The organism is Nigerium massiliense (assembly GCF_000826085.1).
Taxonomy (GTDB): domain Bacteria; phylum Actinomycetota; class Actinomycetes; order Propionibacteriales; family Propionibacteriaceae; genus Propioniciclava; species Propioniciclava massiliense.
In genome coordinates this window covers 342,127-364,643 of the sequence record NZ_CCYM01000003.1, presented here as the reverse complement: position 1 = coordinate 364,643, position 22,517 = coordinate 342,127, and the positions used below count along the sequence as shown (strand labels likewise).

Below are 22,517 nucleotides of genomic sequence, written 5' to 3'. Positions count from 1 at the left end.
GGAGCGCAGCTGCGTCAGCAGCCGTCGATGAGCGGCCCCGGTGGGGGGCGCCAGCTCACGTCGACGCCCCCTATGGCAGGTGCGCCTGGCCTCAGTGGCCGTGGTGGCGGCGGCGTCCGCGATGTCCGCGATGCAGCGGAGCCTTGGGTGCCCAGCCCTTGATGCCGAGAATGTCGCTGACCTCGGGGTAGTGATTGGTGCACAAGATGCGGAAGCCGGTCTCCACCGCCCGGGTGTAGTATCAACCGTCGAGCTCATCGTTGTGCAGATTATGGTCGTAGCGATTCATCTCGAGCTGCATCGGCGCGTTCCAGTCGTCCTGCATCGTCAGGGAGTCCCTCATATCCGGCAGGTACCAACCGGCGAAGCCAATGACTTTGCCGATCCGTGCCGCACTCTTGATGGACTGGACCGTCGGAAGGCTGCCCGGATCGGTCGGGATGAAGTAGACGCACTCGGGAGCGAGTTGCCTGAAACGCGCGACGTTCTTCGCGCCGTAGGCGCTGAGCACGACCTGCGACTCCAATTCGTACTCGCGGATCTGACGGACGACGTACTCGGGGGTCGCGTCCTTGATGTCGACCCACAGGACCGCGTCGACACGCTTGGCCCACTCGAAGATGTCCTGGACGAGGCGGGGACGCAGCTGCGTGGTCTTGCCCTGCGCGTTGACCAGGCGCTGGTCGAGGACGTACGCCTCGAGGGTGGACATCTTGCCCTTGCCCGTCGTCTCGCGGTCGATGGTGTCGTCGTGCATGTTGATGCACCTGCCGTCCTTGGTCATGCGCATGTCCATCTCGACGAAGACGCTGCCGCGCGTGGCGAGGATGTTCTGCATGGACTCCAGGGCCGACTCGGGCCAGGGACCGTCGGGGTAATAGCCGCCGCGGTGGCCGATGAGCAGCGGCTGGTGCGCGGTCAGGTAGTCGTAGCGGGTGTAGGCGGCGAGCTCCTCAGGACAGTCGAAACGCAGGCCGAACTTGGCCGGACCGGGGGTCGGGACGACGATCGTCTCGCCGGTGTGGGCGGGAGCCGGTTTGAGGGCGGCCTGGGCCGTCGTCGGCAGGGCGGCGGTCGCAGCTGCGGCCAGTGCCCCACCGCCGAGGCCGATGAGGGCAGAACGGCGAGAGATGTCGGTCATCGCGAGAACTACTCCTAAGTCGAAGAAACAGGTGACGCCACAACCTCTCTCGGCCCGTTTAACGTCGATCCTACGGACGGCGTCCGCCGGATGAATCTCTTGGTGCCACACGCCGGTAGCCAGAGCCACTCCGGCCACGCTCGTGCCGTCCGTAACGACTCGGCCCGGGGACGCCTCCAGGTGATCCGGGATCGCCAAACGTTGTGCCATTCTTGGCGCGCGAGCCGTGCGGCTCGGGACGGAGGAGGCGCAAACGATGGCCACGGACGAGGCAGACCCCCCGGATTCGTCGCGCCGCTCCCCCGGGCTGGGTGGGGCGCGCGACGGACGCCGCTCGGCTCAGGGCGAGAATCGCTGGCCCCCGGCGATCGCGGCGATCTGCGCCATCATCGTGTACGCCCTCATGCCGGAGTCGCTGCTGGTCGGGCCGCGCATCGTCATCCCGGCCGTCGAGGCCGTCCTGCTCATCGCGATGCTGTGCACCAACCCGTGGCGGATGACCCGGCAGAGCCGGTGGTCGCGGGCTGCGTCCATCGTGCTGTCCCTGCTGGTCATCGGGACGAACCTGGTCGCGTTGGTCCTTCTGGTGGCCCAGATGGGGACGGACGCGAGCGGCGCCTCCATGCTCATCGGGGCGATGCAGGTATGGGCCACCAACGTGATCGGCTTCGCCCTGTTGTACTGGGAGCTGGACCGCGGCGGCCCGGTGATGCGGCGGCGCGAAGAGCGCCAGAAGATCCCCCTCGCGGACTGGCGGTTCTCCCAGGACGAGAACCGGGACACCGTCGGCGAGGTGAAGGACGGAGCCAGCAGCGAAGCCGACTGGATGCCCCAGTTCATCGACTATTTCTACATGTCTCTGACCAACTCCAGCGCCTTCAGCCCCACCGACACGATGCCGCTGTCGACCCGCGCCAAGCTGCTCATGGGCACCCAGGCCACGGCCGCGCTGCTGACTTCGCTGCTGCTCGTGGCCCGCGCCGTCGGCTCGCTGTCCGGCGGCTGACCAGGCAGCTTCGGCGTCAGGCCGGCTTGATGGTGCCGTCCGCGACGCCGAGCCCGGTGCAGGCGTCCCAGCCCGGACCGGCCTGGTAGGCGCCGTTGTCCCCGTCGACGATGTCGCGGAATCCTGCGGCCGGGCGCTGTGCGGCGGCCGTGGCGTACCAGGCGGGCGTCCCGAGCCCGACGCGTCCGCCGCTGTTCTGGTTGAGCCGCGCGACGAGGCCCGCATAGAGCGGGGCGACCGCGGACGTGCCGCCGATGACGGTCTTCGTGCCGTCGACGAGCACCTGGTAGCCGGTCGCGGGGTCGGCGTTGCCCGCGACATCGGGCACTCCCCTGCCGCTGGCTACGGGGTCCGCGGGCGGCGGGGCGGGCTTCCGCTTGCGCCGCGCCTGGGCGCTCACCTCGGACCGGGCATCCACGTGGGACTGGGCGCTCACCTCGGCCTGTGCATCCATGTCAGACTGGGCGCTCACCTCGGACCGGGCGGTCACCCCCGACTGCGTGAGCGCCGCGGCCTGCCAGGACGGCACCGGAAAGACGTCGCTGATGCCCCCGCCGGTCGCGTTGTTCCAGACGGTCTCGATGATCGCGCCGGCGGAGACACTCAATCGCGTCCCGCCGCAGGCGATGACGTGGGGCGAAGACGCCGGGAAGTCGCAGTGGGTCGTCGTGCCCCGGGCATTCCGGCTGGAGTCCTGATCACCGAACCCGTTGTCGCCGGCGGCGCAGGTCACCGAGATCCCCAGCGCCGCCGCGTCCGCGAAGGCCTGACCCATGGCGTTGCGCGCCTGGGGCGTCCACTGGTCCTCGGAGAGGCCCCAGCTGATGCTGAGGGCCGCCGGCGCGGGTGTCTGATGCGTGGCGGTGGTGATGGCGTCGAGGAATCCGGCGTCGGTGTTCGGCGCGAAGTAGACCACCTGCTGCGCGCCGGGGGCGACGGCTCCGGCGACCTCGATGTCGAGCAGCACCTCACCGTCCGCGCCCCGCGGATCCTGGCCGGGCACGTTGCCGGCCCCGTCGACGCCGACGGCGCGCACGCTGGGCGTCGGAAGGTTGAGGGAGCCGAAGTACGCCGTGAGGTCGCTGTCGGCGAAACCGCCGCCCAACTCGATGAGCGCGATCGTCTGCCCGCGTCCATCGCCGGCCGGCCAGCCGTATAAGTCGGCGACCTCGTTCGGGGTGAACGAGGCGTCCACGCCGGCCCGGGTCCCGGCACATCGTCGCGCCCAGGAGCGACGAGGCGTCCTCTCAGCGACTGAACAGCGCGGACCCATCCCCGGCGGGCCGGGTCTTGCCGGACGCGGGACCGGTGAGGAAGACTCCGCTCATCCCTCCGCAACGAAGCCAGGAGCCCTGAATGACGAGCCTCGATGTCCGCATGCCCGACCCCGCTTCCGCTGATCAGACCCCCGTACTCCAGAACCCCCACGGACTGTCCCGCCGCACCGTGCTCGCCGGAGCCGGCGCCGTCACCCTCGCCGCCGGTCTCGACGTCACGATCCCGGTGTCGGCGACCGCGGCCCCCCACGTCCCGGACGCCGACGTACGCCTCGGCTCCGGAACCGATTTCGGCGTCCGCATCAGCCCGGACGGCCGCCAGATCGCGCTCGACCTGCTCGGCGTGCTGTGGGTCGGGTCGTCCTCGGGCGGCGCGCTCCGCCGGTTGACGAGCGACCTCGACGACATCGCCCAGCCCGACTGGTCACCCGACGGCTCGCTGATCGCCTACCAGGGCTACCGGGAGGGCAACTTCGACCTGTGGGTGATCCGCCCCGACGGATCCGGCAAGCGCCGGCTCACATCGGGCCCTGCCGACCACCGCGAACCGCGCTGGTCCCCGGACGGCCGCACCCTCGTCTTCTCCTCCGACGTCCGCGGCAGCTACGGCATCTACACCTACGACGTCCGGACGGGGCGCATCGCCGTCCTCGCTCAGACGGACGCCGAGGAGTACGAGCCCGCCTGGTCGCCGGACGGCAAGCGCGTCGCGTTCGTCGTGGACAAGACCCGGATCGACGTCGTCACCGTGGCGACCGCCGCCCGGCAGACGCTGGTGCGCGCCGGCGACACCGAGGAGATCCACCAGCCCGAGTTCACCCCTGACGGCAAGGATGTCGTCTACCACCTGTTCCGCAACGGCGAGAACGTCCTCATGGGGGGCGCCGCTCCCCTCGTCCAGGGCGAGGAGCCCTTCCCCTTCCGGGTGAGCTTCCGCGCCGACGGCCGGTTCCTCTACACCGCCGGCGGGCGCGTCCGCGAGCGCAGCCTTCCCGCGTCGGGGCCGGCGACCGGCCAGGCCCGGGCGATCGGGTTCTCCGCGGCGCTGTCGGTGCAGCCCGCGCGCTACCGCAAGCGTCCGCGCGACCTGGCCGGCACCGGGAACCGCCAGGTCATCGGCATCGGCAGCCCGGTGCTCTCCCCCGACGGCAAGTCCGTCGCCTTCCGGGCGCTCGGCGACCTGTGGATCATGCCGCTCGGCGGGACCCCCAAAGCGCTGTTCAAGGACACCACCTGGTGGTATTGCGACCCCGACTTCTCGCGCGATGGCACCAAGCTCGCCTACTGCACCGACCGTTCCGGGACGCTGAACGTCTGGGTCCGTGATCTGGCCACCGGCAAGGACACCCAGGTCACCGCGATGACCGAGCGTGCCGCACTCTCGGCCCGCTGGTCGCCGGACGGCCGCGAGATCGCCTTCCTCGACGAGACCGGCGCGCTGTGGACCGTCGAGGTCGCAACCGGTGACATCCAGCGGGTCTTCGAGGCGACGTTCGAGCCGGGCCGTCCCACCTGGAGCAAGGACGGCCGCACGATCGCGCTGGCCGCCGTGAAGCCGTACTCGAAGCGGTACCGCGAAGGCCTGAGCACCCTGCTGTTCGTCGACCGGCAGACCGGCGCGGCGCGCTACGTCGAGGCGATCCCCAACCGGTCGCTGCAGACTCGCGGCGACGACGGGCCCGTCTGGTCCCCGGACGGCACGAAGATCGTGTTCGCGCTCGGCAGCGTGCTGTGGGTGGCCGACGTGGCGTCCGACGGGACGATGCGAGGGGCCCCGCGCCAGATCACCGACGAGGTCAGCGACGCCCCGAGCTGGGCGGGCGACTCGGCCACCATCGCCTACCTCTCGAACGGACGCCTGCGCACCATCCGCGCGGACGGCCGCGGCGCCCGCACCTGGAAGGTGCCGCTGACCTGGACCAACCACGGGGGCGAGCAGCAGAAGGGTTCCGGGGACCTCGTCATCCACGCAGGCCGGATGTGGGACGGGGTCTCGCGGCAGGTGCGCCGCGACGTCGACGTCGTTGTCCGCGGGCAGAAGATCGTCGCCGTGGAGCCGCACCGCGACAACCGTCCGGCAGCGCGGCGTATCGACGCGTCCGGCAAGTTCGTCATGCCAGGCCTGATCGACATCCACCACCACCGAGAGATGGCCGGCTACGCCTACGGCAACCGGCAGGGCCGCCTCTGGCTGGCGTACGGCATCACGCTCACCCGCTCCCCGGGCAGCCCGGCCTACCACATGTGCGAAGAGCGAGAGGCCATCCAGGCGGGGCTTCGCGTCGGGCCGCGCTACCTGGCCACGGGCGAGGCGGTGGACGGCCCGCGGATCTACTACAACTTCATGCGGCCGACCTACAGCGACCGGCAACTGCGCCTCGAGCTCGACCGGGCGGGCGCCCTGCAGTACGACCTCATCAAGGCCTACGTCCGGTTGCCCGTGCGGTGGCACAAGGTCGCGACGCAGTGGAGCCACCGCCACGGCGTCGCGATCACGTCGCACTACCACTACCCGCCGATGGCGTTCGGGGCCGACCAGACCGAGCACATCGGGGCGACCAACCGGTTCGGGTACAGCCGCACGATCACCAACGTCGGGACGGCCTACGACGACGTCATCGACATGTTCGTTCGCTCGGGCATGCGCCGGACGCCCACGCTCTTCGACGCCAGCGCGCTCTACCGGACCGACACCTCCCTGGTCACCGACGAGCGGACGCGGACGCTCTATCCCTCGTGGCGGCGGGCGGCCCTCAACACGAGCGTGCAGACAGCGAACGGACCGACCCAGCCCGCCCAGCTCGTCAAGCTCGAGAACCAGGTCAAGCAGATCCGCGCGATGCTGGCGAAGGGCGGCAACGTCGTCAGCGGGACCGACGCCCCCATCGACCACGTCGCGATCAGCCTGCACATGAACCTGCGGGCGATGGTGCGGTTCGGCATGTCGCCGCACGCGGCGCTGGTCACGGCGACGAGCGCGACCGCCGACTTCCTCGGGCAGCCGTTGGGCCGCATCGCCGCCGGCAAGCTCGCGGACATCGTCGTCGTCGATGGCGACCCACTGGCCCGCATCGAGGACGCGGCCAACGTCACCCACACGGTGGTCGGTGGGCGGGTACACACCCCTGCGGACCTGATGAAGCCGTACCTGGACGCCGGCGCCTCACCCGCCTCCGGTGGGGGCCAGCGCGTCACCGGGACCTCGTCCGTGACCAACGGACGGCCCAGCCGCGTCCGGCCGGCCGTTCCGACGCATCCGAGCTCCCTGGAGTTCTGGTGGAACGAGCCTTCCGTCCTCGCCGCCGCCCGGAGGTCTTGCTGCGACCACTGACGTGTCCGGGGCGGTTGGGCAGCGCACGAGCTGTGCCCAACCCCCCCGTTGTCTGATCAGGCGGATGCCCAGGAGTGGCGATCGGATCCTCGCAGGGCCATGCTTGGCGACGATCTGATCGGAGATGATGCGGATGAACCACCGTCAAGCCGTGTCGCGGCTCCTCACGGCTCTGGTCGCGGGTGCCGTGACGCTGCCCTTGGTGCTGTGGGGCGGTGGCGGAGTCGTCCTCGCCATCGTCGCCGCCTGGACGGTGCTCGCGCTCACCTACTGCGCGGTGACCTGGCACGCGCTGGCGAAGATGCCCCCCGACCAGACGAAGGAGCACGCCATCACCGAGGAGGCGGGGCGTCACGGGACCAACCTCGTCCTTACCCTTGCGGCTCTGGCGAGCGTGGCCGGCGTCGGCGTCCTGTTGCAGGCCAGCTCCTCCCAGGGGCCGATCCCGTGGGAGGCGCTCGTCGGGACGTCCGCGGTGGCGTCCTCCTGGATGCTCATCCACGTCATCTACACCACGCGGTACGCCGACCTGTACTACCAGGACGCCGAGGCGAAGCCCATCGACTTCGGGGACGACCAGCCTGACTACCAGGACTTCGCCTACCTCGCCTTCACCCTCGGCATGACGTACCAGGTCTCCGACACCGACTTGAAGACGCGCCGCATCCGTCGGGCGGTGCTGCGGCACAGCCTGCTCAGCTACGCCCTCGGGGCAGTGGTGATCGCGTCCACGATCAACTTGGTGGCCCAGCTGGCCTCCTCAGGGGGAGGCCACTGACGCGGGCTCTTCGGGATCCTCGGTGAAGCTCACCGAACTGAGGCCCCCACGTACTCGGCGAGGTGCTGCCCGGTAAGGGTGCTGCGGTCGGCGACCAGGTCGGCGGGCGTCCCCTCGAAGACGACGCGGCCGCCTTCGTGCCCGGCCCCGGGGCCCAGATCGATGATCCAGTCCGCGTGCGCCATCACCGCCTGATGGTGCTCGATCACGATCACCGAGCGGCCGGCGTCGACCAGATGATCGAGCAGGCCCAGAAGCTGTTCGACGTCGGCCAGGTGCAGACCCGTGGTGGGCTCGTCGAGGACGTAGATGCTGCCCTTCTCCCCCATGCGGCTGGCCAGCTTGAGCCGCTGCCGTTCGCCGCCGGACAACGTGGTGAGCGGTTGGCCCAGGCTCAGATAACCGAGGCCCACGTCGTCCAGCCGCTTCAGGATCGTGTGCGCGGCAGGCAGCTTCGCCTCCCCGTCGGCGAAGAACGCCAGGGCGTCTGTGACGGCCATGGCCAGCACTTCACTGATGTCTTTGCCGCCGAAGTGGTACTCCAGCACGGCGGGCTGGAACCGCTTGCCATCGCAGTCTTCGCACACGCTGGTGACGCCGGTCATCATGCCGAGGTCGGTGTAGATGACGCCGTTGCCGTTGCAGGTGGGGCACGCGCCCTCGGAGTTCGCGCTGAACAGCGCCGGCTTCACCCCGTTGGCCTTGGCGAACGCCTTGCGGATCGGCTCGAGCAGGCCCGTGTACGTCGCCGGGTTGCTGCGCCGCGACCCGCCGATGGGGCTCTGATCGATCGCCACGACGTCGTCGCGTCCCGCCACCGAACCGCTGATCAGCGAGCTCTTTCCAGAGCCGGCCACCCCGGTCAGCACCGTCAGCACGCCGAGCGGGATGTCGACGTCGACGTCCTTCAGGTTGTTCTCGTTCGCTCCGCGCACCTCAAGGACGCCGTGGGGTGTGCGGACGTCGTCCTTGAGCCGTGCCCGGTCGTCCAGGTGCTGGCCGGTGCGCGTGTCGGACGTCCGCAACCCCTCGACGTCGCCCTCGAAGCAGACCGCGCCGCCGGCCGACCCGGCGCCCGGCCCGAGGTCGACGACATGGTCGGCGATGGCGATGACCTCGGGCTTGTGCTCGACGACCAGAACGGTGTTGCCCTTGTCGCGCAGTTGCAGAAGCAGCTCGTTCATGCGCTGGATGTCGTGCGGATGCAGCCCGATCGACGGCTCGTCGAAGACGTAGGTGACGTCGGTGAGCGCCGACCCGAGGTGCCGGATCATCTTCGTGCGCTGCGACTCGCCGCCCGACAGCGACCCCGCCGGTCGATTCAGCGACAGGTAGCCCAGCCCGATCTTCACGAAGTTGTCGAGCGTGTCCGACAACGTCTGCAGGAGCGGCCCGACGGACGGCTCGTCCAGCCCGCGCACCCACGTGGCGAGGTCGCTGATCTGCATGCTGCAGGCGTCCGCGATGCTGATGCCGGCGATTGTGGACGTCCGCGCGCCCTCAGCGAGGCGGGTGCCGTCGCACTCGGGGCAGATGGTGAACGTCACGGCCCGATCGACGAACGCGCGGATGTGCGGCTGCATGGCCTCGCGATCCTTACTCAGCATCGATTTCTGGAGCCGCAGGATCAGCCCCTCGTAGGTCATGTTGATGCCGGCGATCTTCATGCGCGTCGGCTCCTTGTACAGGAAGTCGTTGAGCTCGCGCTTGGTGTACGTGCCGATCGGCTTGTTCGGGTCGACGAAGCCGGACTCCTTGTAGAGGCGCATGTTCCAGCCGCCCTGGTTGTAGCCCGGGATGGTGAGCGCGCCCTCCTCCAGCGACTTGGAGTCGTCGTAGAGCTGCGTCAGGTCGATGTCGGTGACGTTCCCCATGCCCTCGCACCGCGGGCACATACCGCCGACCACGTTGAACGTCTTCTTGACCGCCATGGTGTGGCCGCGCTTGACCGTGATCGCGCCGCCGCCCTGCACCGACGGCACGTTGAACGCGTAGGCCTTCGGGCCGCCGATGTGCGGGTCGCCGAGGCGGCTGAACAGGATGCGCAGCAGCGCGTTGGCGTCCGTCGCGGTGCCGACGGTGGAGCGCGGGTTGGCGCCCATGCGCTCCTGGTCGACGATGATCGCCGTCGTCAGGCCCTCGAGCACGTCCACGTCGGGCCGATTGGTCGACGCCATGAAACCTTGCAGGAACGCCGGGTAGGTCTCGTTGATCATCCGCTGCGACTCCGCGGCGATCGTCGCGAACACCAGCGAGCTCTTGCCCGAACCGGAGACGCCGGTGAAGACCGTGAGGCGCCGCTTCGGCAGGTCGACGCTGACGTCGCGCAGGTTGTTCTCGCGCGCGCCGATGACCCTGATCAGGTTGTGGCTGTCCGCGACCGCCTCGATGCTGCCCCGTGCCATGACTCTCCCTCCGCCGCCCGCCGGCGTCCCGCGACACTCGTCGCCGGTGCACGCACGAGTGTGACAGGTCCAGCTGACAAAACCCGCACGCAGCACTCGTGTTTGCTCCCGTCGTCCGCGGCGTACCGGCGCCTGCGCGAGGTGCTGCACTCGTACCGGAGGCAGTAGTGTTTTCTACACCTCCTACTAGAGAAAGGCATCGCCGATGCTGTCTGAGAAGTCTCGCCCGGTGATCGAGGCGACCGCGCCCGTCATCGCCGAACGCATCCCGCACATCACCCCGCTGTTCTACCGCCGCATGTTCACGGCACGCCCCGACCTGCTGGACGGCATGTTCAGCCGGTCGAACCAGAAGTCGGGCGAGCAGCCGCGCGCCCTGGCGGGCTCGATCGTGAACTTCGCCGTCCACCTGCTCAACCATCCCGACAGCTACCCGGACGCGGTACTGTCCCGCATCGCGAACAAGCACGCGGCGCTGGGGCTGCAGGAGGACGAGTACCCGACCGTCTACGAGCACCTCTTCGCGGCGATCGCCGACGACCTGGGGGACGCCGCCACGCCGGAGGTCGTCGAGGCCTGGACCGAGGTCTACTGGCTGATGGCCCACGCGCTGATCCGCATGGAGAAGGGCCTCTACGCGTCCCAGGCCAACGACAAGATGTTCGCTCCCTGGACGGTGGTCGACCGCCAGGAGACCGGTCACGACGTCGTCGTGTTCACCTTCGAGCCTGCCGACGACACGCCCGTCACGCAGGCGCTTCCCGGGCAGTACGTCTCGATCCAGACCGTCGTCAGCGACGGCATCAAGCAGCCTCGCCAGTTCACCCTGCTGCCCGCCCAGACCTCGCAGCGCCGGTTCGCGGTCAAGCTCGATCCCAAGGGTGAGGTGACGCCGCTCCTGCACGCGTCGCTGAAGGTCGGTGACGTCGTCGAACTGTCGAACCCGTACGGCGACCTCATCCTGCGCGACGTCGACAACCCCCTGGTCACCATGTCGGCGGGCATCGGTGTGACCCCGATGCTCGCGCTGCTGGACGCCCTGAAGGAGAAGAACCCGCAGCGCGAGGTGCTGGTCGTACACGCGGACCACTCCCCCGACGCCTGGCCACTCGCCGACGAAATGAAGGCGGACGTGGACGCCCTGCCGAACGCCACCTTGAAGACGTTTTTCGAGGAGCCCGGCACCGGCGACTTCGACGGATTCCTCGACGTCACCAAGCTGGACATCCCCGAGGACGCCAACGTCGTCCTGTGCGGTCCGCTCCCCTTCCTCCAACACACCCGCGAGCAACTGCTGGCCGCGAACGTGCCGGCCGAGCGGATCTTCTACGAGATCTTCGGCCCGGACGTCTGGCAGGTGCAGGGCGCGGTCGGTTGATCGCCGGACGCTGACCTGAGCGTCCGGCCGCCGCACCACACCTCTGCCCCCCACCCTGGACGCCGCGTCGCGCCGGTCTCGGAGCGACCCGGCGGCCGTGAAGACGGTGATGCCCGCCCGGAACGATCCGGGCGGGCATCGCTACGAAGGTCAGGCCCCGTACGGGTGGTACTTCACGGTGACCCGCGGCTCGGCCATCAGGTCGGCGACGTCCTCGCGCCACTTCAGGTAGTGCTCCTGAGTCTTGTGGAAGTCCAGGTCGGAATCCTCCCGGTAGTGCTCGACTAGGACGAAGCGCGTAGGATCGTCGTTGGCCTGAATGAGGTCGAAGAACTCGACGCCCGGCTCCGTCCGGCTGGCTTCTGCGTTGGCCAGGCTGGCCTTGGCGAAGGCGTCGACGCCGTCGTCGGTGACATGAACGTTGCAGTGCACGATGAGCATGGGCCCATCATCCTCGCCGGTTTCGGCCGATGACAAACGGGACGGCCGGCCGGCTGGCGCTCTCCCCTCGCCGGCCGACGGCAGATGCTCAATTCCCGGACGCCTTCTCTGCCCTCGCGGCCGCCTTGGCCTGCTTCTTGAATGCCCGCACCTGCTGCAGCGACTCGGCGGACGTGATGTCGGCGACCGAGCGGTGGCCGTCCAGCCCGTAGTCGCCGGCGGCCTCGCGCCAGCCGGCCGGCGTGACGTGCCAGCGCTTGCCCAGCAGCGCGACGAAGATCTTCGCCTTCTGCTCACCGAATCCGGGGAGCGCCAGCAGCAGCTTCTTCAGCTCTTTGCCGGTGGACGCCGCGGCGTACAGGTTGGCGGCGTCGCCGTCCCACTCATCAACCAGGACGCGGCACAGGTTCTGCACCCGCTCGCCCATCGACTTCGGGAATCGGTGGATCGCCGGCGGCTTCGAGCACAACTCGACGAACTCGGACGTGTCCATCGTGGCGATCTTCCGGACGTCCAGAGTGCCGCCCAACCTTTCGGCGAGGACGGCGGGCCCGCGGAACGCCTTTTCCATCGGCACCTGCTGGTCGAGCAGCATGCCGATCAACAGGGCGTTCGCGTCCTCGGCGAGGAGGCGGTCGGCGTCCTCATCACCCGTGAGATACATCGTGCGGCTCATGCGATCACTCGAACAACACGTACTCGGGTTCGGGCTGCAGGCCCATGACCTCGTCGGGCGTCATCAGCTTCCACGAGCCGCGGGTGTCCTCTTCGTAGAAGAGCTTGAATCCCTTGTGCACGTACTCGGGCGTCCGCTTCACGATGACGTCGTAGGTCTCCTTCTTCATCTTGTAGGAGCCGATGCCGTCGATCGACTTCACCAGCGCGATCCCGGGATGTTCCTTGAGGTCGGTCTCACTACGGACGATGCCGACGTGCAACTGGTGGTACAGAAACACCTTCTGCGGCAGGTCGTTGTCGGTGACGATCTTCGACACGTACTCGGCGCACTCGTTGAGTTCCTGACCGGTGGTGTTGCCGAACACCGCGCCGGGCTTCTGGTTCGCGTCCACCGCCCACTCGGGGTCGAGGGCGACGCCGACGTCCGGCTCCTTCAGCCACTTCTCGAAGTACTTGAGCTCGTCGATGAAGTTCGCGCGTCCCGGCTGAATGTTCAGCAGCAGGATCGCCTTGTGCTGGCGGGCGGTGTCGAGCCAGCTCTGGATGACCTGGTCGTCGACGCGGGTGCGGTACATGCCGTCCGCGCCGGGCTTGCCGTGGACGATGGTCGCGATGAGCTCCATCGTGGGCAGCAACTCGCGGCCCTTGCGGTAGGCCTGCCCGCGCTCCTCCATCTCCACCATGCGCTCGTTGATGTCGCCGATGCCGAGGCGTCCCAGCGCCTTGGCGCCCGGGTAGCCCGAATAGCCGAAGAGGCGGTAGCGCGGGAAGACCTCGCGGCCGCCGCGGGGCAACTCCTTGGGGCCCGGCGTGGACTCCGGGCCCGCCTGCGTCTCGCCCGTCGTGCCAGGGGCCGCGCCCCAGCCGACGTCCGGCCCGACGGACCGGCTGGTCTGCGTCGCCTGGTCCGCCGGCGTGCCGGACGATGCGGGGGCGGCGACGTCCGTCTGTGGCGGCGCGGCGGGGCCGGCCGAGCAGCCGGCCAGCAGGGCCGCGGCGATCAGTCCCACGGCGGTTGAGCGGTAGCGCATGGGCGGCGTCCTTCGAGAGTTGCCGACGACAACGTCGGCCGGCGGTCTGGTCGTCCATGAGGCTAGGCGCTGGCTGTCAGCACCCCCGGGAGGACACGCCCGGTCGTCCAGCACGCCGGATCGCGGGCCGCACCGCTCGCAGGAACGCCGCGGCTCAGGCGTGGTAGTCGTCCTCGGAGACAGGGTCGAGCCACGCGACGACCTGTCCGGACTCGTCCGCCTCCTGCATCGCTACGTGCGCCATGAACCGGTCGCGCGTGGCACCGTGCCAGTGCAACTCCCCGGGCTCGATGTAGACGACATCGCCTGGACGGATCTCCTGTGTGCCCGAGCGCGTCCCAACCCAGCCGATGCCGTCGGTGACGTACAGCGTCTGCCCCTTGGGGTGCGTGTGCCAGTACGTCCGAGCGCCGGGGGTGAACCGCACGTGGGAGCAGCCGATCGCGGTCTGCTCGTCGGGCTTGCGGATGCCGTCGATGAACACTGTGCCGGTGAACGAGTCCGCGGGTCCCGCGGCGCTCTGGGCGCCAATGGGCGTGTACTTCACGGGTCCTCCTAGGGGGATGGATACCTCGGGGTCCACCAATACCGCCGTGACGCGGTGTCCGTCCAGGCCGCATGCGCGGCCGCGAGCTGCAAGGGTGACGGGTCGCGCCCGGGCACCTTCCACGATGGAGCGACGACTACCTTTCGACAGCGCGGCGCGCGTCCATCAGGGACGCACCCGTGCGCTGCCGGTAGAGCCTCATCGCCTGAACCGGACGCCCCTCGTCGACCAGGCCCTGCTCTTCGGGGCTCAACGGTGCGAGCCCCGGTCGGCGCGGGTCACGGATCGGATCGCTCTTGGCGAGCACCGAGAGGTAGGACGCGGCCAGCGCGAGCAAAGCGACGCCGACGACGCCGCTGGCCCACGCGGGCACCGAGGCGATCGGCTGGGGGTACAACAGCCCGGGCAACACGGTGAGCACCATGCCGACGAGCAGGAAGACCAGGAGCCCCCACAGGCGCTTGGTCCTCGCCAGCACTGGGAACGCCCGAGCGAGGACCACGCTGACCACCGCGAGGGCGCCGACGGCCACCACCTCGCCGAGCCGCACCGGGACCGGGCCGCCCCCGGACAGGAGCGCGCCGATGACCGCGCCCGCCCCGAGGTAGGCCGCGCCCCCGACCGCCACGACACCCGCCAGGGATCGTCGGCTCTCGGCCCGCTCGGCAGGCATGACGGTCTCCGCGTAAGCGCGCGGATCGCCGAAAGCCTCCTGCGGGGTCTGCCCCGAGTCGGCGACGAAGGACTCGACCTCCGCCAAGGCGTCCCCCGTCTGCGCGCCGGTGGCGCCCCGCAGGCGAAGCTCGGCGGCGAACCGGTTCAGCCACCCGGTGGTCGTGGTGAGGTCGAAGGTCGAGGAATTGTCCGTCATTGCGTGCTCCCAGAGTGAGTGACGAAACGGCTGGTCAGCTCGGCGAACCGGCCCCAGTCGTCGGAAAGGGCGTCCGACCGCTCGCGGCCGGCAGGGGTGAGCTCGAAGAACTTGCGCCCGGGGCCGCCCTCGCCGGCGGCCCAGTGCGTCGTGACCAGCCCGGACGACTCCAGGCGCGACAGCAACGGGTAGAGCGTGCCGCCCTTGATGTCCCCGTAGCCCGCCTGCGCGAGGCGCTGCGCGATGGCGTACCCGTAGCTCGCGCCGTCCGAGAGAACCCGGAGCACCGAGACCTCCAGGACGCCGCGCAGCCACTCCCCTGGCCAGTTGTTCCCTTGCACAACTAGATCGTATGTCTGACTAGCCAGGCGCGCAAGCTACCTCGTCGCCGAGAACGACGGAGCCCCGTGGGACAACTCCCACGGGGCTCCGGTGCGATCGCTCGGAGGCGCTCTTTAGAGGTTGATCATGTGACCGGCGACGCCCTCGACGGCCTCCTTCAACGCCTCGGACAGAGTCGGGTGCGCGTGGATGGAGCGACCGACCTCGTCCGCGGTGAGGTCCCACATCTGAGCCAGCACGAGCTCGGGCAGCAGCTCGGTCACGTCCGGACCGATCATGTGCGCGCCGAGGATCTCGTTGTAGCGGGCGTCCGCGACGACCTTCACGAAGCCGACGGCGTCGCCCAGGCCCCACGCCTTGCCGTTCGCGCTGTAGGGGAACTTCGCGACCTTCACGTCGTAGCCGCGCTCCTTGGCCTGCTCCTCGGAGTACCCGAAGGACGCGACCTGCGGCTGGCAGTAGGTGGCCCGCGGGATCATGTCGTAGTTGATCGGCATGGTGTCCGCGCCGGCGATGGTCTCGGCCGCAACCACGCCCTGCGCCTCGGCGGTGTGCGCGAGCATCATCTTCGCGGTGCAGTCGCCGATCGCGTAGATGCCCTCGACGTTCGTGCGCATGTAGTCGTCGATCGCGATCGCCTTGCGCTCGGTGAGCTCGACGCCGGTGTTCTCCAGCCCGAAGCCGTCGACGCGGGCCGCGAAGCCCATCGCCTGCAGGAACTTGTCGGCCTCCAGCACCTGCTGGTCGCCACCCTTGGCCGGACTGACGGTCACCTTGACGCCGGAGCCGGTGTCTTCGACCGTCTCGACCTTGGTGCCGGTCATGACCTTGATGCCGAGCTTCTTGTACTGCTTGGCCAGCTCGGCGGAGATCTCCTTGTCCTCGGTGGGCACCATGCGGTCGAGGAACTCGACGATGGTGACCTCGACGCCGTAGGAGTTGAGGACGTAGGCGAACTCGGTGCCGATGGCGCCCGAGCCGCCGACGATGATCGACTTGGGGAGCTTCTCGGCGAGGATCTGCTCCTTGTAGGTCACGACGTTCTCGCTGACCTCGGTGCCGGGCAGCAGCTTCGTGGTCGCGCCGCCCGCGATGATGACGTTGTCGTACGTCACTTCCTCGGTGGAGCCGTCCTCCTTCTCGACGCTGATCTTCTTCGCGTCGACGAACGTTCCCCACCCGTGGATCTCGGTGATCTTGTTCTTCTTCATCAGGAAGTGGACACCCTTGACCATGCGATCGCTCACCGCACGGCTGCGGCTGAACGCCTTGCCGTAGTCGGCGGTCATCTCGCCGGAGAGGCCGAAGGTGTCGGCCTCCTTGGTGATGATGTGGACGATCTCCGCGTTCCGCAGGAGCGACTTGGTCGGGATGCAGCCGACGTTGAGGCAGACGCCGCCCCAGTACTCCTTCTCGATGATCGCGGTCTTGAGACCGAGTTGCGCAGCCCGGATCGCGGCTACATAGCCGCCGGGGCCGGCGCCCAGGACAACAACGTCGAAGTGTGAGCTCATGACGCCACTCTATTCCACGTCCCTGACCTTCCGGTACGGGCGGCGACCGCCGTGCCGCGTGCCGGGTTTCCGTGTCCAGATCGACACCAGCGGGCATGACCGTGGACGACGGCCAGCCGCTCCGCGTCCCTCGTCCCGCTGGGATAACATGCCGAGGTGACTGAGATCTCACCCACGAGCATCGGCGGCCTGATCCGCATCGTTCGGCATCAACGCGGCTTGTCGCAGGATCAACTGGCCGAGGCCGTCGGCACCGAGGCGAGCCAGATCAACGCCATCGAGTCCGGCGAAACCGCGGACGCCGACCTGGTCAACCGCAGCGCCGAAGCCCTCCAGCATCGCCTGTTCGAGAAGCCCGGCGCGGCCATGCACCTGCGGGTGAAGGGACCGACGAAGCTGCACGGCTCGATCCACGTGCGTTCGTCGAAGAACGCGGCGGTGGCCCTGCTGTGTGCCTCGCTGCTCAACCACGGCCGAACCGTCCTGCGGGGCATCGCCCGGATCGAAGAGGTCAACCGCATCCTCGAGGTGCTGGAATCGATCGGCATGAAGGTCGAGTGGGCCGAGGACAAGTCCACCCTGACGCTGGAGCGCCCGGCCGTCCTCGACCTGGAGTCGATGAACGTCGAGGCGGCCCGCCGCACGCGCAGCATCATCATGTTCCTGGGCCCGCTGGTGCACATGATGGACCTGTTCCAGCTGCCCTACGCCGGTGGCTGCAACCTCGGAACCCGCACCGTGACGCCGCACATGCAGGCGCTGCACAACTTCGGCCTCGACGTCACCGCGACGGAAGGCTGGTACAAGGCCCGCGTCCACCAGGTCGGCGCCGACCAGCACAACATCACGCTCACCGAACGCGGGGACACCGTCACCGAGAACGTCCTGATGGCCGCCGCGCTCAACCCGGGCCTGACCGTCATCCGCAACGCCTCGCCGAACTACATGGTGCAAGACCTCTGCTTCTTCCTGCAGCAACTCGGCGTCCAGATCGACGGCATCGGCACCACCACCCTGCGGGTGCGCGGCGTCGAGCGCATCGACAAGGACGTGGAGGTCAGCCCGTCGGAAGACCCGATCGAGGCGATGAGCCTCATCACCGCGGCGATCGTCACCGGCTCGGAGCTCACGATCGAGCGCTGCCCGATCGAGTTCCTTGAGATCGAGTTGGCGATCCTCGAGGAGATGGGCCAGGACTTCTCCATCTCCCCGGAGTACCCGGCCGACAACGGGCACACCCGGCTGGTCGACATCACGGTGCGTCCGAGCCACCTGCACGCGGCCGCGGACAAGATCCACCCGATGCCGTTCCCCGGCCTCAACATCGACAACCTGCCGTTCTTCGCCGTCATCGCGGCGGTGGCCGACGGCCGCACCCTGATCCACGACTGGGTCTACGAGAACCGCGCCATCCACCTGCTCGACCTGGGCAAGCTCGGCGCCACCACGCAGCTCCTCGACCCGCACCGGCTGAACGTCCAGGGGCCCACGCGCTGGCGTCCGCAGGAGCTCGTCTCCCCGCCGGCGCTGCGCCCCGCGGTGTGCCTGCTGCTGGCGACGCTGGCGGCGTCCGGCACGAGCGTGCTGCGCGACGTCTACGTCATCAACCGCGGCTACGAGGACCTGCCGAACCGCCTCAACGCGTTGGGCGCCGAGATCGAGGTCTTCTACGACTAGGCGGACGCCCGGCGCCTGACACGATCACGGGCGGCTCCCTGCCGGGAGCCGCCCGTGGCGCGTCTGCGGGATCGCTCAGATCGGCATGACCTCGAAATGCGCCGTCGGGTTCGCCAGCAGGTCCTGTCCCTGGACGAGGGCGAGCTCGCGGCGTCCGAGCTCCTTGGTCTTCTCCAGCACCGAGTAGACGACGTCCGCGGTGCGGCCCAGCGCCTCCGGCAGCGACCGGCTCCGCAGCCAGTGGTGCAGGAACATGGCGGACGTCAGGTCGCCGGAGCCCGTGTAGTAGTAGTTCATCCGCGGGGTGCGGACGCGCCAGGCGCCCTCGCCGTCCACCGCGATCAACGACAGCTCGTCCTCGGGCGCGCCGTCGACGAGCGCGCTCGTCACGAGCACGGTCTCCGGTCCGGACGCCCGCAGAGCCTGCGCGGCGTCGACGATGTCCTCGACCGTGGACGTCTCCCGCCCGGCGAGGAAGTTCAGCTCGTAGTGGTTCGGGGTGATGATCTGGGACGCCGGGACGACCTCGTCACGCATGAACTCCGGGATGCCCGGCAGCACGTACATGCCCAGACCGACGTCACCCATCACCGGGTCGCAGCACCAGACGGCCTCGGGCGCGCGCTGCTTGACCAGTTCGGCGATCCGCAGGATCTGCGACCCCATCTCGGGCGCGCCCTGGTAACCGGTCAGCACGGCGTCCACCTCACCGAGGACGCCCAAGGCGTCGAGTCCCGCGACGACGTCGTAGACGTCCTCGGGCCGAAGCATCGGTCCCGTCCACTGGTCATAGGACGTGTTGTTCGAGAAGTGCACGGTGATCACCGGCCAGACTTCGACGCCCAGACGCATCAGCGGGAACGTCACCGCGGAGTTGCCGACGTGGCCGTACGCGACCGTGGACTGGATCGAGAGAATCGTTGTCACAAGGGACCATTGTGCTCCACCGTGGCGCTCAGCCCCGCGTGAGCGGCCGCCGCAAGACGTACAGTGTCCCCGTGCCCGACCGTCACCCGTACTTCGGCCGCTTCACCGCTCTCGCCCATCGCGGCGGCTACGGCGGGGACGTCCCGCCGGCGCTCGAGAACACCCTCACCGCTTTCCGCAACGCCCGCGCGCTCGGCTTCCGCGCCATGGAGACCGACATCCACGTCACCGCCGACGGCCAAGTGGTCGCCTTCCACGACGACGTCCTCGACCGAGTGACCGACGGCGCCGGCGCGATCGCCGACCTGACCTACGCCGAACTCGCCGATACCCGCATCGGCGGGAGTGAGCCCGTCCCGCTATTGAACGACGTCCTCGACGCGGTCCCCGACTGCACCCTCAACATCGACATCAAGAGCGACGCGGGCGTCGAGCCGCTCGCCGACCTCATCGAGCGCCGCGGCGTCCAGGATCGGGTGTGCGTCGGATCGTTCGACACCGCCCGCATCCACCGGTTCCGCCGCCTCACCCGGCGCAGCGTCGCGACGTCCGTGAGCGCCGTCGGCGTCGCCTGGCTGGCCGCTCCCCTGCTGCCGCTGCTGGGCCGCCCCGGCGGGGTCGCGGCGCAGGTGCCCACGCGCGTGCCACGCCTCGGCGTCCCCCTGGTCACCGAGCGGTTCGTGGCCGCCTGCCACCGCGCAGGAAAGCTGGTGCACGTCTGGACGATCAACGACGCCGACGAGATGAACCGGCTGCTCGACCTCGGCGTGGACGGCCTGGTCAGCGACGACCTCCTGACGCTGCGCGACGTCGTGACCTCGCGCGGGCTGTGGGAAGACCTATGAGCACCGCGCAGAACGGTGCCCTCGCCCAGCCCGGACGCGGGTCGAAGCGCCAGGTCGTCGCCTGGGCGATGTGGGACTGGGGCACCCAGCCCTTTCAGACCGTCATCACCACGTTCGTGTTCAGCGTCTACCTCACCTCGCCGGCCTTCGGGGAGACCAACTTCACGTCGCAGTCGCTGTCGCTGAGCACCGCCCTCGCCGGGCTGTTGGTGGCCCTTCTCGCGCCGGTGCTGGGCCAGAACTCCGACCGCACCGGGCACACCGTCCGCAATCTGCGCTGGCTGACCTGGGCGCTGGCCGTGATCTCGGGGTTGCTGTTCTTCGTCCGCCCGCACCCGAACTACCTCTGGCTCGGGCTGATCATGCTCGGCGTCGGTTCGATCATCGCCGAGATCGCGAACGTCAACTACTACTCGCTGATCGATCGGGTCGCGACCCCCGCCAACGTCGGACGGGTGTCCGGCTTCGGCTGGGGCATGGGCTACCTCGGCGGGATCGTCGTGCTGCTGCTGCTTTACTTCGCGTTCATCCAGCCGCAGGTCGGCCTCTTCGGCGTCAGCAACGCCGACGGGCTCGACATCCGGGTGTCGATGCTGGGCTGCGCGCTGTGGACGGTCGTCTTCACCCTGCCCACGTTCCTGGCGCTGCGGGACGAGCCACGGCCCGCGGCGCCCAGAATCGGCGTCGCCCGCTCGTACGCCCTGCTCTGGGATTCGATCAAGCGGCTGTGGCGCACCCAGCGCAACACCGCGTACTTCTTGATCGCGTCCGCGCTGTTCCGCGACGGGCTGAGCGGCGTGTTCACCTTCGGCGCGGTGATCGCCGCGGGGACGTTCGGCTTCACCGGCGCGCAGGTCATCGTGTTCGGCGCCGCGGCCAACATCATCGCGGGCCTGGCGACGATCGCGTCCGGATGGTTGGACGACCGATTCGGGCCGAAGCGGGTCATCATCGGGTCGCTGGGCGCGCTCGTGGCCCTGTGCGTGGCCATCTTCGCGCTGCACGACCGCGGGCCCCAGGTGTTCTGGGTGTGCGGCCTCCTGCTCTGCGCGTTCGTCGGCCCGGCCCAGTCGGCGTCCCGTTCTTTCCTGGCCCGGCTCATCCCCGAGGGGCAGTCCGGCGAGATCTTCGGCCTCTACGCCACGACCGGACGCGCCGTGTCGTTCCTGGCGCCGTCGGCGTTCGGCCTGGCGATCGGGCTGGGCGCCCTCGTCACCGGTCAGGCGAACACCCAGTACTGGGGCATCCTGGGCATCGTCGCGGTGCTCCTGCTGGGGGCGCTCGCCATGCTCGGCGTCAAGGACGTGCGAGGCACCCACTGAACATCGGCACGCCGCCCCGGGGGGAACAAATCATCGAGTGGCAACGTTGGAGTGAGCAACCCCGCTCGTAGAAGGAGAGGACGACGACATGGCTGAGAAATCCCTCAAGGGACACGGGCTCGGGTCGAAGAGCCTGGCCGACACCCAGGGGGTGGAGCTCGCCGCCCGACAAGATCTCGAGTTCGATTGCCCCAACGAACATCACTTCGCCGTGACCTTCGCGATGGAGGCCGAGTTGCCCACCGAGTGGGAGTGCCCCCGTTGCGGCGAGATGGCCCGCCGCTCCGACGGCGTGGAGCCCGAGGTGAAAGAGACCAAGCCCGTCCGCACCCATTGGGACATGTTGCGCGAACGCCGCTCCATCGAAGAGTTGGAAGACATCCTCGCCGAGCGGCTGGAGGCCCTCCGCAAGGACCAGTGACCGTGACCGGCGCCACGGGCGCCGCTCGCGCTACTCCTCGATTTCGCCCCGGATGATCGTCGGCCCGCCCGGGCCCCGGTCGCCGGGGCGATGTGCGTCACCGGTCGGGTCGTAGGCGCCCGGACGCCCCGGCTCGGCGGCGCCCTCGACGGTCTCCCCCTCGACGACCGAGCCGCGGTCGAGCCGCGCCTCCACGATCGAGATGCGATCCCTGATGTCCTTGGTCGCCCAGCGCCACACGCCGTTGAGCGCCCGCCCGGCGAACCCGCGGGTGGGCGGCAGCACCAGCAGCGCGCCGACGATGTCGGTGAGGAAACCCGGGACGATCAGCAGGAACGCCCCCAGCATGACGAGCGCGGACGAACTCAGCGCCTCCTCGGCGTGCGCTGGATCGGTGGCGCTCCGCAGGGTGCGCAGCGTTTCGGCGCCCTGCCGCCGGGCGATCCACGCGCCGACGAGGGCGCTGGCCAGCAGGATCAGCAGCGTCCACAGGCCGCCGATCTTGTTGACCGCCGTGGCGATCAGCCAGATCTCCACGATCGCGAGCACCGCCGCGGCCAGCCACAGGATCGTCGAGCGCCGCAC

The 22,517-nt window shown here is 69.2% G+C and carries 21 protein-coding genes; 8 read left to right on the top strand and 13 right to left on the bottom strand.

What is annotated here, in order from left to right; genetic code table 11:
- Positions 1 to 91 precede the first annotated feature (91 nt).
- Both BN1187_RS15000 and BN1187_RS08050 read right to left on the bottom strand, forming a co-directional pair.
- On the bottom strand, positions 92 to 226 hold the full coding sequence (locus tag BN1187_RS15000) for a hypothetical protein (protein ID WP_261795296.1): 135 nt from the start codon (positions 224 to 226) through the stop codon (positions 92 to 94).
- A 15-nt stretch (positions 227 to 241) separates the two neighbouring features.
- On the bottom strand, positions 242 to 1,141 hold the full coding sequence (locus tag BN1187_RS08050; RefSeq protein ID WP_052462503.1) for a glycerophosphodiester phosphodiesterase family protein: 900 nt from the start codon (positions 1,139 to 1,141) through the stop codon (positions 242 to 244).
- A gap of 256 nt (positions 1,142 to 1,397) precedes the next feature.
- On the opposite strand from BN1187_RS08050, the gene BN1187_RS08045 reads away from it, so the two are divergent.
- Positions 1,398 to 2,147 (top strand): hypothetical protein, encoded by a 750-nt coding sequence (locus BN1187_RS08045; protein ID WP_235750640.1) that lies wholly within the window; start codon positions 1,398 to 1,400, stop codon positions 2,145 to 2,147.
- 16 nt (positions 2,148 to 2,163) lie between these two features.
- Here BN1187_RS08045 and BN1187_RS08040 read toward each other — a convergent pair whose 3' ends face one another.
- A complete protein-coding gene (locus tag BN1187_RS08040) occupies positions 2,164 to 3,342 on the bottom strand; it encodes a S53 family peptidase (RefSeq protein WP_052462502.1) in 1,179 nt (392 codons plus the stop codon).
- Positions 3,343 to 3,503: 161 nt separating this feature from the next.
- Between BN1187_RS08040 and BN1187_RS08035 the strand changes: the two genes are divergently transcribed.
- Together BN1187_RS08035 and BN1187_RS08030 are read left to right on the top strand one after the other, a co-directional pair.
- Entirely contained in the window at positions 3,504 to 6,755 is a 3,252-nt protein-coding gene (locus BN1187_RS08035; protein ID WP_218184609.1) for an amidohydrolase family protein, read from the top strand.
- 133 nt (positions 6,756 to 6,888) lie between these two features.
- On the top strand, positions 6,889 to 7,533 hold the full coding sequence (locus BN1187_RS08030) for a DUF1345 domain-containing protein (protein ID WP_040162668.1): 645 nt from the start codon (positions 6,889 to 6,891) through the stop codon (positions 7,531 to 7,533).
- Between the two features lie 29 nt (positions 7,534 to 7,562).
- Here BN1187_RS08030 and BN1187_RS08025 read toward each other — a convergent pair whose 3' ends face one another.
- On the bottom strand, positions 7,563 to 9,938 hold the full coding sequence (locus BN1187_RS08025; protein WP_040160723.1) for an ATP-binding cassette domain-containing protein: 2,376 nt from the start codon (positions 9,936 to 9,938) through the stop codon (positions 7,563 to 7,565).
- Between the two features lie 205 nt (positions 9,939 to 10,143).
- Here BN1187_RS08025 and BN1187_RS08020 point away from each other — a divergent pair, with 205 nt between their 5' ends.
- On the top strand, positions 10,144 to 11,316 hold the full coding sequence (locus BN1187_RS08020) for a globin domain-containing protein (RefSeq protein ID WP_040160721.1): 1,173 nt from the start codon (positions 10,144 to 10,146) through the stop codon (positions 11,314 to 11,316).
- A gap of 150 nt (positions 11,317 to 11,466) precedes the next feature.
- Here BN1187_RS08020 and BN1187_RS08015 read toward each other — a convergent pair whose 3' ends face one another.
- From BN1187_RS08015 to lpdA, 7 genes are all read right to left on the bottom strand, one after another.
- Positions 11,467 to 11,757: a putative quinol monooxygenase gene (locus BN1187_RS08015; protein WP_040160719.1), complete on the bottom strand. Its 291-nt coding sequence runs from the start codon at positions 11,755 to 11,757 to the stop codon at positions 11,467 to 11,469.
- A gap of 88 nt (positions 11,758 to 11,845) precedes the next feature.
- A complete protein-coding gene (locus BN1187_RS08010) occupies positions 11,846 to 12,433 on the bottom strand; it encodes an HhH-GPD-type base excision DNA repair protein (protein WP_040160717.1) in 588 nt (195 codons plus the stop codon).
- Positions 12,434 to 12,437: 4 nt separating this feature from the next.
- The gene (locus BN1187_RS08005; RefSeq protein WP_040160715.1) at positions 12,438 to 13,466 is read right to left on the bottom strand and encodes a hypothetical protein; all 1,029 of its coding nucleotides are present in this window, start codon (positions 13,464 to 13,466) and stop codon (positions 12,438 to 12,440) included.
- Positions 13,467 to 13,620: 154 nt separating this feature from the next.
- Entirely contained in the window at positions 13,621 to 14,013 is a 393-nt protein-coding gene (locus BN1187_RS08000; RefSeq protein WP_040160713.1) for a (R)-mandelonitrile lyase, read from the bottom strand.
- A gap of 136 nt (positions 14,014 to 14,149) precedes the next feature.
- The gene (locus BN1187_RS07995) at positions 14,150 to 14,884 is read right to left on the bottom strand and encodes a hypothetical protein (RefSeq protein WP_040160711.1); all 735 of its coding nucleotides are present in this window, start codon (positions 14,882 to 14,884) and stop codon (positions 14,150 to 14,152) included.
- Positions 14,881 to 15,225, bottom strand: a complete 345-nt coding sequence (locus BN1187_RS07990) for a PadR family transcriptional regulator (protein ID WP_040160710.1) — start codon at positions 15,223 to 15,225, stop codon at positions 14,881 to 14,883. Before BN1187_RS07990 ends, BN1187_RS07995 begins: the two co-directional genes overlap by 4 nt.
- A gap of 114 nt (positions 15,226 to 15,339) precedes the next feature.
- Positions 15,340 to 16,740 carry a dihydrolipoyl dehydrogenase gene (lpdA, locus tag BN1187_RS07985; protein ID WP_040160707.1) on the bottom strand — a complete coding sequence of 467 codons (1,401 nt, stop codon included), beginning with the start codon at positions 16,738 to 16,740 and terminating at the stop codon, positions 15,340 to 15,342.
- A gap of 156 nt (positions 16,741 to 16,896) precedes the next feature.
- On the opposite strand from lpdA, the gene BN1187_RS07980 reads away from it, so the two are divergent.
- On the top strand, positions 16,897 to 18,417 hold the full coding sequence (locus BN1187_RS07980; protein ID WP_082034601.1) for a helix-turn-helix domain-containing protein: 1,521 nt from the start codon (positions 16,897 to 16,899) through the stop codon (positions 18,415 to 18,417).
- Between the two features lie 75 nt (positions 18,418 to 18,492).
- Here BN1187_RS07980 and pdxY read toward each other — a convergent pair whose 3' ends face one another.
- Complete coding sequence (gene pdxY / locus BN1187_RS07975; protein ID WP_040160705.1) at positions 18,493 to 19,344, bottom strand: pyridoxal kinase PdxY; 852 nt, start codon at positions 19,342 to 19,344, stop codon at positions 18,493 to 18,495.
- Between the two features lie 71 nt (positions 19,345 to 19,415).
- On the opposite strand from pdxY, the gene BN1187_RS07970 reads away from it, so the two are divergent.
- From BN1187_RS07970 to BN1187_RS07960, 3 genes are all read left to right on the top strand, one after another.
- Positions 19,416 to 20,189 carry a glycerophosphodiester phosphodiesterase family protein gene (locus tag BN1187_RS07970; protein ID WP_040162664.1) on the top strand — a complete coding sequence of 258 codons (774 nt, stop codon included), beginning with the start codon at positions 19,416 to 19,418 and terminating at the stop codon, positions 20,187 to 20,189.
- Entirely contained in the window at positions 20,186 to 21,511 is a 1,326-nt protein-coding gene (locus tag BN1187_RS07965) for an MFS transporter (RefSeq protein WP_040160703.1), read from the top strand. The genes BN1187_RS07970 and BN1187_RS07965 overlap by 4 nt, the downstream gene beginning before the upstream one ends.
- Before the next feature lie 88 nt (positions 21,512 to 21,599).
- Positions 21,600 to 21,932, top strand: a complete 333-nt coding sequence (locus BN1187_RS07960) for an RNA polymerase-binding protein RbpA (protein ID WP_040160701.1) — start codon at positions 21,600 to 21,602, stop codon at positions 21,930 to 21,932.
- A gap of 30 nt (positions 21,933 to 21,962) precedes the next feature.
- On the opposite strand, the gene BN1187_RS07955 is transcribed toward BN1187_RS07960, so the two are convergent.
- Complete coding sequence (locus BN1187_RS07955; RefSeq protein WP_157754761.1) at positions 21,963 to 22,517, bottom strand: FxsA family protein; 555 nt, start codon at positions 22,515 to 22,517, stop codon at positions 21,963 to 21,965.